The 12519-nt window shown below is 46.7% G+C and carries 10 protein-coding genes; all 10 read left to right on the top strand.

Going from position 1 to position 12519, the window contains the following annotated elements; genetic code table 11:
* Positions 1-4: 4 nt before the first annotated feature.
* The 10 genes from dtd to MKY85_RS23290 all read left to right on the top strand — a co-directional run bounded on the left by dtd (position 5) and on the right by MKY85_RS23290 (position 12466).
* The gene (gene dtd / locus MKY85_RS23335; protein ID WP_342570881.1) at positions 5-466 is read left to right on the top strand and encodes a D-aminoacyl-tRNA deacylase; all 462 of its coding nucleotides are present in this window, start codon (positions 5-7) and stop codon (positions 464-466) included.
* Positions 467-542: 76 nt separating this feature from the next.
* The gene (locus MKY85_RS23330; protein WP_253440218.1) at positions 543-710 is read left to right on the top strand and encodes a hypothetical protein; all 168 of its coding nucleotides are present in this window, start codon (positions 543-545) and stop codon (positions 708-710) included.
* Between the two features lie 264 nt (positions 711-974).
* Positions 975-1481, top strand: a complete 507-nt coding sequence (locus MKY85_RS23325; RefSeq protein WP_339237008.1) for a type 1 glutamine amidotransferase domain-containing protein — start codon at positions 975-977, stop codon at positions 1479-1481.
* 105 nt (positions 1482-1586) lie between these two features.
* Positions 1587-2033, top strand: a complete 447-nt coding sequence (locus MKY85_RS23320; RefSeq protein ID WP_215074538.1) for a hypothetical protein — start codon at positions 1587-1589, stop codon at positions 2031-2033.
* 668 nt (positions 2034-2701) lie between these two features.
* Positions 2702-3970, top strand: a complete 1269-nt coding sequence (locus MKY85_RS23315) for an SEC-C metal-binding domain-containing protein (RefSeq protein ID WP_342570880.1) — start codon at positions 2702-2704, stop codon at positions 3968-3970.
* 819 nt (positions 3971-4789) lie between these two features.
* Positions 4790-6043 carry a histidine--tRNA ligase gene (gene hisS / locus MKY85_RS23310; RefSeq protein WP_339237003.1) on the top strand — a complete coding sequence of 418 codons (1254 nt, stop codon included), beginning with the start codon at positions 4790-4792 and terminating at the stop codon, positions 6041-6043.
* Between the two features lie 212 nt (positions 6044-6255).
* Positions 6256-8034 (top strand): aspartate--tRNA ligase, encoded by a 1779-nt coding sequence (gene aspS, locus MKY85_RS23305; RefSeq protein WP_091027644.1) that lies wholly within the window; start codon positions 6256-6258, stop codon positions 8032-8034.
* A gap of 18 nt (positions 8035-8052) precedes the next feature.
* The gene (locus MKY85_RS23300) at positions 8053-8811 is read left to right on the top strand and encodes a tRNA threonylcarbamoyladenosine dehydratase (protein WP_091020457.1); all 759 of its coding nucleotides are present in this window, start codon (positions 8053-8055) and stop codon (positions 8809-8811) included.
* A 471-nt stretch (positions 8812-9282) separates the two neighbouring features.
* Complete coding sequence (locus MKY85_RS23295) at positions 9283-10581, top strand: NCS2 family permease (protein ID WP_339236997.1); 1299 nt, start codon at positions 9283-9285, stop codon at positions 10579-10581.
* Positions 10582-10666: 85 nt separating this feature from the next.
* Positions 10667-12466, top strand: coding sequence for an ABC transporter ATP-binding protein (locus MKY85_RS23290; RefSeq protein ID WP_339236995.1), 1800 nt, complete (start codon positions 10667-10669; stop codon positions 12464-12466).
* The last annotated feature ends 53 nt before the right edge of the window (positions 12467-12519 follow it).

The following is a 12519-nucleotide window of genomic DNA, read 5'->3' as shown; positions in this document are numbered from 1 at the left end:
TAAGATGAGGGTGCTTGTTCAACGCTGTAAAGAGGCTCAGGTGACTGTGGGAGACGAACTGACGGGTAAGATCGAATCCGGATTAATGTTGCTCGTAGGTATTACCCATGAGGACACGGAGAAGGATGCTCAGTATCTGGCTGACAAAATTAGCGGGTTACGGATATTTGAGGATGATCAGGAGAAGATGAACCTCAGCCTGCTTGATGTAGGGGGTGCTGTACTATCCGTTTCCCAGTTCACCCTGTACGGAGATTGTCGCAAAGGAAAGCGTCCTAGCTTTGCAGCTGCGGCCCGACCTGAAGCGGCAGAACGTTTATATGAGACGTTTAATCAACTTTTGCGGGATAAAGGGATTCAGGTTGAAACCGGTCGTTTCGGAGCGATGATGGATGTAACATTTACCAACTGGGGACCCGTGACTTTGATGCTTGAGAGTCCGGTTCGACAGGAACCACGTGCATAATTTCTTCGGGTTCAGGCCATAATGAAGGATAATTCGTTGATGACTATTTTATGATCAAAGGAGTATCCAGCCAATTATGCGCCAATCTGCGAAAGAAACACGTATCCGTACAGAACCTTTGTTACTCCCTGGCAACCTGTATGAATCATTGCATCTTGCCCGTGCGGCTGCTGAGTGTGTTGCAACGATCTGGGCACTTGAGGATTCCGACAAAGGGAAACAGAGTCATCTTCCGCGATCTTGATTGTCCACACTTGTATAAACATCTGAAATTTGGATTATACAGATTTTGAAAAAGACCTGATTCCTCACCGAATCAGGTCTTTTTGTCATGAGTTGATTTTTATAAAATACTCGTTAGTCGATTTTCCTAGAAAATGAAATTACATCGGATTGTTATAAATTGCTCTGGTGAGGGTAATAACAAAACGAGGCACAACGAAGTGCCATTGTACTGCAAGGCCCGATTCATAAAGAAAGTTCGAACACGGAAAGGAGAACATACATTATGAGTAAAGTTGCTTTTTTATTGGCGAATGACTTTGAAGATTCGGAGATGCAGGTGCCGTATGACGAAGTAAAAAAAGCTGGACACGAAGTGGAGATTATCGGTTTAAAAGCTGGTGAGACCCTTAAAGGTAAAGGAGGAAAAGCCTCCTATACGACAGATAAGGCGATTGCTGACGCATCCGCTTCAGAGTATGATGCAGTCGTGATTCCTGGTGGATCATCCCCTGAGAATTTGCGAAGTGATGCGCACATCTTGAAGTTTGTCACCGAGATCAACAGTGCGAAGAAACCAATCGCGGCGATATGCCATGGTCCGCAGATTTTGGCTAGTGCCGATCTGTTGAAAGGCCGTACGATTACATCTTATCCACCGCTCAAGGATGACATGGTAAACGCAGGAGCAGAGTTCAAGGATCATGAGGCTGTTGTGGATGGAAACTATATTACATCCCGAACGCCTGAAGATGAGCCAGCATTTGTGCGTGAACTGCTAAAAGTGATTTAACTTCACCAGTTTTAACTGACATACATTGAAGTATTGTAACTACGTTACATCGTGACTTATACAAACTTCACGTTTGCATTTCATTCCGAAAAAGGAGGGTTTGACATGACAAAACATATTCAGGCGTATTTTCGAACCGAAGACGAGGCGGAGGGAGCAAGAACTTCACTTCAGACGTTCCGTACAGAGCATTTGGAAGTAGGTCAACTCGATAGTGCGATAGGTAGAGACACGCGTGTTATGGTACCACTGGTACCATATAATACTGCGGGTGGTGTAGGCACGAACGGAGCAATGGGTGTTGGTGCCGCTCCCGGTGTTCCAGCTAGCGAAAATGTGATCCCTGTGGTATCCAATGTGGATCGTGATGCAGAACGGGACTCTCGTGACAGAGTGAATGAGGATGGAGACATGCTGGATGCTGCGGACGTGTCTTCGGCCGATTATGATGATCTGCACTATGTTCTGTCTGCCAAAGTAAGGGATGAGGATTATGACGAAATTGTTCATAAGCTTCGTTCCAACCATGCCTATGTGGAAGAACTGAATTAACGTGTAGATCCCTTTTGCCCTTGCACTGCTTGACTACAGAGTCGAGTAATGTGCAAGGGCTTTTAATTATGTCTATACTTTTTAAAGAAATAAAGCGCTATCATTTTTGTAATATTACTGTAATATTAGTTACATAAGCCTTTAACATAGTGGGCTTATAATAACACACATGACCCCCTTTTTTTATATATCTTTTGAGCCTGCACACCGTGTGCAGGCTATTTTTTTGGAATGAAAATGTATATGTTTTGTGTAAAGCTTACCCCTTTATATAATTTTTGCTAGAATAGAGGAATGGATTCGAATATATTAAAGCCAGTTGTTTCATAGTTTAGCTTCATCGGATGGTATATCAAGCATCAAGCAAGCATTTAGCATTTGGGCTCAGGCGAATGCAATTCAACGACAGTGTGTATGAGGAACACATCGACAGAGAGAACCGCCTTATTGCACATGAACAGTATAAAAGGAGTTTCGGGTTGTCTCTAATCCTTCTAATACTCGCAGAAACGCCCCCCGTCCTTATACAAGGGCGGGGTAGCCGTTCTGCTTGCTCGCTGGAAACTGCAAATCATATAGAATGCCTCGTACGAGAAACGGCACCTAAATGTTAATGCAACTGTGTTCTCATACAACTGGCTAGTGACAGATTTAAGGGGGAATTAGTTTTGAGTAAGGTTGGAAGAAATGAGTTATGCCCATGTGGAAGTGGGAAAAAATATAAGAAGTGCTGTTTGAATAAGGAGTCCTCACCCGCAGAATCTATACTGCGCCTGATATCAACGGAGCAGCCTGTCCAAGAAGCTACAGTTCAGCCTGAGAGCAAGCTGACTCCAACCAAACTGAAAAGGATGGTAACGCAAGAGCTGAAATGGGAACATCCTTCTCACGAACAGTTGGCCCTGGAGCTGATTGAGAACATGCGGAACCAATACGAGGGTGAGCTGATTTCGGAAGCTCTGATGTTATGGAACGGTTATTCCCGCCAGACGCGCCCCACTGTGAAGAAGACAGGTTCCTTCTGTGCTGCAATTGAATATTTGCTGTCCGAGGAATACGGCTTCAATGTCTCAAAACCTGATATGGCCACTAAATATGAGGTAACGACAGGTACGATCTCCCGGAAGGTCAATGAGATGTTCAGTTACATTGAAGAATACGGAATGGGCGGCGAAACGGACGAGCTAATGGTGCTGAACGGTCCAGGTACACCAAAGGACAAAGCGGAGGCTCTGCTACATAAGGCGAGGGAAGCCAGTTCTGCCAAACGCAAAATACAACTGGCGAAAACGGTGCTGGAGGTATATCCTGACAGCTCGGATGCATATCTTATACTGGCTGAGGAATCGGACAACGAGTCAGATGCACGGGCTTACCTCAAGGCCGGAATTGCTGCTGGAGAACGCGAACTGGGTGACCTGTTTTTTGAGAAGAACAAAGGGCACTTCTGGGGGCTTCAAGAGACTCGTCCATATATCCGGGTATGCAAAAGCTACGCGGAATCTTGCTGGTTTGGTGGGGATACCCAAGAAGCGGCACAAACCCTGGAGCGGTTGCTGGAACTTAATACGGAAGACAATACCGGAGCACGTTACCTGCTCGCTGCTGTGTATCTGTACAGCAACCAATTGAAGCAGGCAGAACAATTGATGGCGAAGTATGGAAAAGGTGGCGCCTCAACGGCCTTTGCCTATGACCAGATCATTCTGGAGTATAAGAAAAATGGAATCACCTCGCAGCTCGAAAAGCTGTACCGTGTGGCTCGGGGGATGAACAAACATGTGCCGGATTACCTGCTGGGTTTGAAACGCCTGCCGCATAACCTCCCTGATTTTGTCGGAATGGGCGATTCCAATGAAGCGATTGAATATGTCATTATGCACTCCCGTCTATGGGCGAGCATGCCTGATCTGCTGAAGTGGATGCTGAAACAATAGAGTTATGTAGGGATTGGAGTTGGAATTCGTTTGAGGAATCCAGCTTCTATCCGCCATAATTGGAGTGTACTTTCTATCCAGTACGGCGTGTGCTTAGAATTTTTTTAATGCTATCTTTTCATGTTAACCCTTGACTTTAGCACTGCGGTTCATTACAATCAGAAAATAATACGTTGACTATAGTCAATACAAGTCGATTTTTGAACTATATTACTGATTTGATGACGGGACCAAGTACTCCGTGCCCACATGACCAGAGAGGAATCCCCAGGCTGTAAGGATTCTCTTGATGAGCGGACGAATGACTTCCCCGAGAACAGACGGCGAACATGGCAGACATGATCTGTTGACCAGTAGCCGGCCTGCGCAGGACGTGCGTTACACGTAGAGCGGAATATCTGCTTGATCAGGGTGCAATAGGCAATCCTGAATCATCAGAGATCACCTGAACGGCTAAAGTGTCAGGTTTCCGAAATGTGGGTGGTACCACGGGTGAATGTATATTACACAATCTCTCGTCCCTTTGTTTGCTGTATATACAGCGACAGGGCGAGGGATTTTTTTGTTATATAAGTTGATTTAAAAGAAATACACGAAAACGGAGAGGGCAGAAAAAACCTGTAAAAGCGAAGCGTTCGCCTGAAAGCTTTCTGAAAGAAAGCTGCATCGGAAGCATATGCTATCACCGGATTTTCACATTTAGAATGAAAATTTAAAAAATCTGGGGATAACAGCGATTGTAAGGTTGATCTGCCAGCGCAGTGATCACGTGTAGAATTTTTAACTGTAGAGAAAAAAATCAATGCTGGAGGGATCAAGATGGCTTTTCAAAAACCGACGGGGACGCAGGACTTACTTCCTGGAGTTGTCGAGAAATGGCAGTACGTAGAAGAAAAAGCACGAGATCTGTGTCGACGGTTTAATTACCGCGAGATTCGTACACCGATCTTCGAACAGACTTCTTTATTTGTACGTGGTGTAGGAGAGACTACCGATATCGTTGAGAAAGAAATGTATACCTTTGATGACAAAGGCAATCGCAGCATGACTCTTCGTCCAGAGGGAACAGCCGGTGTTGTCCGTGCGTATGTAGAGAATAAAATCTACGGCGAACCGGATGTGAGCAAGTTGTATTACATCGGTCCGATGTTCCGGTATGAGCGTCCGCAGGCAGGTCGTCAGCGTCAGTTCCACCAGTTTGGTGTAGAAGCCATCGGTGCACTGGACCCGGCGATTGATGCCGAAGTCATCGCACTGGGCTACCAATTGTGTGTAGAGCTCGGCTTGAAGGATGTTAAAGTGGAGATCAACTCCGTTGGCAACTCGACTAGCCGTGCAGAATACCGCGAGACATTACTTGGGTTCCTCAGACCGATGAAAGACAGCCTGTGCAAGGACTGCCAGTCTCGCATGGAGCGCAATCCGCTGCGTGTACTCGACTGCAAAGTCGATCAGGACAAATTCGTAGGGGCGCCTTCCATACTGGATAGCCTGGATGAAGAGTCTTTGAATCACTTTGCCAAGCTGCAGGCATACCTGGATGATTTCGGAGTAGATTATGCTGTGAACAATCGTCTGGTACGGGGCTTGGATTATTACACGCTGACTGCGTTTGAATTAAAAGCCCAAGGGATTGGAGCAATTGATACGGTTGGTGGCGGTGGCCGGTACAATGGTCTCGTTGGAGATATCGGCGGACCTGATCAGCCGGGCATCGGCTTCGGTATTGGTCTGGAGCGTATTCAACTGATCCTGGAGCACCAAAATATTGAGGTGACTACGCTCGCTCCACTGGATGTGTACTTTGTTGCTCTGGGAGAGGCCGCTGATCGTGAAGTGAACCGACTGTTGTTCAAAATTCGTCAGTCTGGACTGTCTGGGGAACGTGATTATCTGGGCCGCAAGATGAAAGCCCAGATGAAATCGGCTGACCGTTTCAAATCCCGCTATACCGCCATCCTTGGTGATGACGAGCTGGAGCGTGGTGAGATCGCCCTCAAGTCGATGGATACGGGAGAGCAACAAACCGTGAAGCTTGATGATCTGGTAGCAGCCATTCGCGAAAGTAAATAAGCACGAACTGTAAAATGGAGATTAAAACGTTCCATTAACACATTGATCCGGCAAAATTACTGAGGTTCATCAACGTTTCCAACGAATTGGGAGCTGGTGAGCCAGAGGTAACAAGCCTTTTCGAATACATGATCTACACGTAACCGGACTGTTGAAGAGCAGGTACCACCTGCCCATGCAGAACGGAAATTCACATAATGAGGAGTTTGGTTATGAAAAGAAGTCATCATTGCGGCGCATTAACACCCGCACACATCGGTGAGACAGTAACATTGAACGGTTGGGTTCAAACCCGTCGTGACTTGGGGGGCGTACTCTTCATCGATCTGCGTGATCGCAGCGGGATTGTACAAGTTGTCTTTAACCCGGCTTATTCCGGCGAAGCTCTGCAAATTGCAGATCGTGTACGTAGCGAGTATGTTATCGCTGTAACAGGTAAAGTCGTTAAACGTGATGCAGAAACAGTGAACAAAAATCTGCCTACTGGCGAAATTGAAGTTCAAATCACTGAAATCGAAGTGCTGAATGCAGCCAAAACACCTCCATTCTTCATCGAAGATGGTGTAGAAGTGGATGAATCCCTTCGTTTGAAATATCGTTACCTGGACCTGCGTCGTCCGGAAATGTTCGAAACACTGAAACTGCGTTCCAAAGCATCCAAAGTGTTCCGTGACTACCTGGACGGAGAAGAGTTCGTTGAAGTGGAAACACCAATCCTGACGAAGAGCTCCCCGGAAGGTGCGCGTGATTATCTCGTACCGAGCCGTGTGCATGAAGGTGAATTCTTCGCTTTGCCACAATCCCCACAAATCTACAAACAGTTGCTGATGGTGGGTGGACTTGAGCGTTATTATCAGATCGCTCGCTGTTTCCGGGATGAGGATCTGCGTGCAGACCGTCAACCCGAATTCACGCAAGTCGACATCGAGACTTCCTTCCTGCAACAGGATGACTTGCTGCCAATGATGGAAGAACTGATGGCCAAATTGTTGCGTGAAACCAAAGGCATTGAGCTGGAACTGCCTTTCCAACGGATTACGTATGCAGATGCAATGGGTAAATACGGTTCAGACAAACCAGATCTGCGCTTCGGTATGGAACTGGTTGAAATGAACGATATCGTAGCAAACAGTGGTGTGAAAGTATTTGCTTCCGTCATCGAAAAAGGTGGAGAAGTGAAAGTGCTCAACGCTAAAGGCTGTGGCACATGGAGTCGTAAAGAGATCGATGATCTCGGACCATTTGCTGCACGTTACGGTGCGAAAGGTCTGGCTTGGATTCAAGTAAAAGACGGCGAGTTCAAAGGGCCAATCGTGAAGTTCTTCACGCCTGAAGAGATCGAAGCTGTCAAAGAACGTACTGGTGCTGAGGATGGCGACTTGTTGCTCTTCTCCGCAGACACGAAAAAAGTGGTTGCTGACGTACTGGGCGCATTGCGTCTGAAAATCGGCCGTCAACTCGGCCTGATCGATGACAGCAAATTCAAATTTGCTTGGGTTGTGGACTTCCCACTCCTTGGATATGATGAAGACGCCAAACGTTATGTGGCAGAACACCATCCGTTCACACGTCCAAAAGACGAAGATGTACATCTGTTCGACACAGATCCGGGTGCTATTCGTGCTCAAGCCTATGACCTTGTTCTCAATGGTTATGAAGTAGGTGGCGGTTCGATGCGTATCTACAAACGTGACGTTCAGGAGAAAATGTTTGCTGCCCTTGGACTCTCTCCAGAAGTAGCGAATGAGAAATTCGGCTATCTGCTGGAAGCATTCGAATATGGAACTCCACCGCATGGCGGAATTGCTTTTGGTCTTGACCGTTTGGTGATGTTGCTGGCGGGCCGCACGAATTTGCGTGAAACGATTGCCTTCCCGAAAACGGCAAGTGCAACGGATCTGCTGATGAATGCACCTTCCGAAGTGGATGACTCGCAATTGGAACAACTTCATATTCGCGTAGCCCGTAAACCGGTAGCGGAAAAGAAATAAAGGAGGCATCGATTCTCAATGCTCCATCAATTTTCAAGAACAGAGCTTGCGATCGGACCTGAAGGTCTGGACGCATTGAAAAATAGTACAGTCGCTGTGCTCGGTATTGGCGGCGTGGGTGGAATTGCTGTAGAAGCTCTTGCCCGTAGCGGCGTTGGACGCATCATTCTGATTGATAAAGATGTCGTGGACATTACCAACATCAACCGCCAGATTCATGCGCTGACCACAACAGTGGGACAGAAAAAAGCGGACCTGATGGTGGAACGGGTGAAACTGATCAATCCGGAATGTGATGCCATTGCATTGAATATGTTTTACACGGAAGAAACGTATGAGGAACTGTTCAAATATGAACTGGATTATGTGCTGGATGCATCCGACACGATTATCTACAAAATCCATCTCATTAAAGAGTGCCTGAAACGTAAAATTCCGATGATTTCCAGCATGGGTGCGGCGAATAAAATGGATCCAACGAAATTCCAGGTTGCGGATATTTCGAAAACGACCATGGACCCGATTGCCCGTGTTGTGCGTACCACACTTCGTAAAGACGGCATTAAAAAAGGTGTAAAAGTGGTCTTCTCAACTGAAAAGCCGATGAAACCGCGCGAGGACGTAACCCAAAAAATCGTTCCCGAGAATGCTCCGGAAATTCGCAAGGCCAAACAGCCACCTGCGAGTAACTCATTCGTGCCTCCGGTAGCCGGACTGATTATGGTCAGTGTTGCGATTAAGGATTTGTTAGAAATTGCAGAGAACAAGCAGCAATAACTTGCTGCCAACAGAAGAAGCGTAGATGCCCTTAAGGCATCTGCGCTTTTTTGTATAATTATACCCCGGAAGATAGAGCGGATGAGACATCAAACGTCTATGATAGACGAACCGCATTCCTGAAGAAATGTCAGAGTTACGTCATGTACTTCAACGTCAAAACCGTGTATGATATTCACTGCTGCGCGAAATGATGATACATACATAAAAGAATTTGCGGCTATATAAGCTGAATAAGGTTTACACAAGAACGAAGAGGACAGAAGAAACCTGAAGAAGCAGAGCGTTCGCCTAAAAGCTTTCTTAAAGAAAGCTACATCGGAAGCATACGCTATCACCGGATTCGTACATTTAAAAATTCAAACAAAAAATCTGGGGATAACAGCGATCGGAAGGTTGTTCTGTTAACGTAGTGGTGGAGTGTAAATACTCTGTTATTCAGCTTATAGAGAGAGAGGGGAATAGAACGAAATGAAACACGGATGGATGGCCAGACGTCTTGGCATGGAGCCAGGAGACCAGTGGAAGAAGGAAGTTGTGGCGGGAGCCATTTCCTATTTTGCCGTGGTCTATATCGTTATGGTCAATGCTACAATTCTTTCCGATGCCGGAATGCCTTTGCAGGCAGCTATGGTTGGAACCCTGCTGACATCGATCGCAGGCTGTTTACTCATGGCATTTGGCGGAAAATCACCGATTATCGTTGTACCCGGAATGGGGATTAATGCATTTTTCACGTATACACTCGTACATTCCATGAAATTAAGCTGGCAAGAAGCGCTGGCCGTTGTAACCGTTACAGGTATATTGTTTGCCATTGTTGCGTTTACTTCTCTATACAAAATGATCAGCGAAGCCATTCCCAAAAATCTGCAGCATGGTATTACGGTGGGGATTGGTTTGTTCCTCACGTTTATTGGTTTGCAAAAAAGTGGAATCGTTATCGCGCATCAGACGACATTTGTCGCGATTGGTCACTTTAATGATCCGAATGTCATTACAGCCTGCGTTACGCTGGTGCTGGCCTTGATTTTATTTATCCGTAATGTGCAAGGCGGACTTCTAATTAGTATTTTGGTCGGGACAGGTCTTGCCTATGTACTTGGAGCAGTGAATCCGGGTGAATCCGTATCAGCGATGGATGCGCTACGTCAATATGGCGGTTTGTTTGGTGAATTGTCCTTGATGAAGCTGGCTGATGTAGCATTCTGGATCGCGGTATTTTTGTTGCTGCTGATTGTGGTGTTCGAAAATATCGGTTTAATTACAGCTCAGACACAGATGATTGGTCGTCCGAAGCGCTTCAAGGGAAGTCTGCGGGCACTATCGATTAGTACCGTGCTGGCAGGCATATTTGGAAGCAGTCCTCCAGTGGCCGCCGCCGAGACGACAGCTGGTATTGCCGCAGGTGGACGCACAGGGTTAACTCCGCTCGTTACAGCCGTGTTGTTTGGGGCAACCTTTTTCTTCATCCCTCTGCTCGGTTACATTCCAGACAGTGCGATTGCACCCATTTTGATCATTATTGGCGGTCTGATGGTGCAAGGTGTGAAAGATATGGACTTTGGTGACTTTACAGAGGCTTTTCCTGCTTTTCTGATCATGGTCATGATTCCATTCACATATAGCATCGTGGACGGGATGGCGTTTGGATTTATTGCCTATCCACTTGCGAAGCTGGCAGCAGGTCAGGGTAAACAGGTGCCTGTGGTCATGTATGGCATATCCATCCTCTTTTTGGCCAATTTTGTGCTGCACGGCATCTTGTAAAGTTGTGTTATACAACAAAAGGCAACGTTATATAAGTTCATACGTATGATTTCTGGTGAGCAGATGTAGAACGGGAGGAACGGGAATGGAAGAACAGCAGCAAGCAGGGCAGAAGGAACCGAAGGTAGGAAAAAAAGGATTTAAGGATTTCGTCAAGCTGATCGCTTCCACGAACCCGCCAAAACTGATCCTGATCCTGGCCCTCATCCTGACCTTGATTCAGACGACGGCCGGACTGATTGTGCCACTGATGACCAAAGGTCTGATTGATGGACTAACCACTTCGGCACTGAACAAATCGGTTATTTTATTGTTGCTCGGTGCATTTGTGATTCAGGCGATTGCCTCGGGTATCAGCATTTATATGTTAAATTACGCAGGACAACGTGTGGTCGCCACACTTCGCACGAAGCTGTGGAACAAAGTATTGTCGCTGCGAATGCCATATTTCGATCGCAATCGGACAGGCGATACGATGAGCCGGATTACGAATGATACAAGCCAGATCATGACGTTGATTGCAGATTATCTGGTCTCCTTTGTGTCGAACATCGTTGCCGTTGTAGGTGGGGTGGCGTTACTTTTTTATTTGGATTGGGTGATGTCACTCATTATTCTGAGTCTGGTGCCACTTACGCTGTTGATCCTGTTGCCAGTGGGGAGGAAGATGTACAAAATCTCCAAGAAACAGCAGGATGAGATGGCAGGTCTTACATCCGTACTTAGTCAGGTTATTGGTGAGATTCGCTTGGTCAAAGCCTATGGAACGGAGAAACAGGAATCAGAAGCCGGGGATTCCCGGATTCGTAAAATGTTTGCTTTTGGCTTGCAGGAAGCACGCATCCTTGCGCTGATCGGTCCTTTGTTTACATTTGTCATGACGGCAGTATTGGTCGTTATTCTTGGTGTAGGGGGAATGCGTGTAGCGTCTGGTATGCTGTCACCAGGTGAACTGGTCGCCTTTATATTGCTGTTGTTCCAGGTCATTATGCCAATGGGGCAGTTCACGACGTTATACTCCCGTTTGCAAAAAGTTGTAGGTGCAACAGAGCGCATACAAGCTATTCTTGCTGATGAGGAAGAGCCGCATGATAGCACCAAGGTAGCTCCAAAAGGAAATGAGACGATTGCGTTCCATGATGTACACTTTTCCTATGTCACAGGTGAAGAAGTGTTGCACGGAATTAATCTGACGGTACCTACACGTAAAGTGACGGCGATTGTTGGCCCAAGCGGTAGCGGTAAATCAACGCTGTTCTCTTTGATGGAGCAGTTCTATATGCCCGATTCAGGCCATATTTCGTATGGGGGACAAGCGATAACGGAATATTCTTTGTCCTCCTGGCGCAGCAAGATCGGGTATGTGTCTCAGGAAAGTCCGCTTATGGCGGGTACGATCAAAGATAATATCACGTACGGATTGGATCGTGAGGTCACGATGGATGAGATCCGGCAAGCTGCTGAGATGGCCTATTCTGCCGACTTTATCGACAAGTTGCCACAGGGATATGAGACGGAAGTAGGCGAGAGGGGAATTAAGTTATCCGGGGGACAACGTCAGCGGATTGCCATTGCACGGGCGCTGCTACGAAGTCCTGACATTCTCATGTTGGATGAAGCAACGTCCAGTCTGGACAGTACCTCGGAGTATGAAGTACAACAGGCTCTGTCCAACCTTATGGAAGGCAGAACCACGATTGTGATCGCGCACCGGTTGTCTACAGTGGTGGACTCCGATCAGATTGTTGTACTAGAGCATGGACATGTGACCGGAACAGGAACTCATGCTGAATTAATTGGCAATCATCCGGTATACCGTGAATTAGCGCAGAAACAGTTTGTGGCACAGGAAGGAAACGCAGCTACAGTACAAAACGAAGAGTAATTCCCATTATTGCAGGATCTCCGTTATACCCCTGAGGTATTTCAACGGAGATC

Source organism: Paenibacillus sp. FSL R5-0749, assembly GCF_038595085.1.
GTDB lineage: Bacteria > Bacillota > Bacilli > Paenibacillales > Paenibacillaceae > Paenibacillus.
Note: the sequence above shows the minus strand (reverse complement) of the source record. Positions and strands in the feature narration are given on the sequence as shown.

Coding starts and splice junctions, on each gene's coding strand:
- dtd (WP_342570881.1), top strand. CDS start 5: ATGAGGGTGCTTGTTCAACGCTGTAAAGAGGCTCAGGTGACTGTGGGA.
- MKY85_RS23330 (WP_253440218.1), top strand. CDS start 543: ATGCGCCAATCTGCGAAAGAAACACGTATCCGTACAGAACCTTTGTTA.
- MKY85_RS23325 (WP_339237008.1), top strand. CDS start 975: ATGAGTAAAGTTGCTTTTTTATTGGCGAATGACTTTGAAGATTCGGAG.
- MKY85_RS23320 (WP_215074538.1), top strand. CDS start 1,587: ATGACAAAACATATTCAGGCGTATTTTCGAACCGAAGACGAGGCGGAG.
- hisS (WP_339237003.1), top strand. CDS start 4,790: ATGGCTTTTCAAAAACCGACGGGGACGCAGGACTTACTTCCTGGAGTT.
- aspS (WP_091027644.1), top strand. CDS start 6,256: ATGAAAAGAAGTCATCATTGCGGCGCATTAACACCCGCACACATCGGT.
- MKY85_RS23300 (WP_091020457.1), top strand. CDS start 8,053: ATGCTCCATCAATTTTCAAGAACAGAGCTTGCGATCGGACCTGAAGGT.
- MKY85_RS23295 (WP_339236997.1), top strand. CDS start 9,283: ATGAAACACGGATGGATGGCCAGACGTCTTGGCATGGAGCCAGGAGAC.
- MKY85_RS23290 (WP_339236995.1), top strand. CDS start 10,667: ATGGAAGAACAGCAGCAAGCAGGGCAGAAGGAACCGAAGGTAGGAAAA.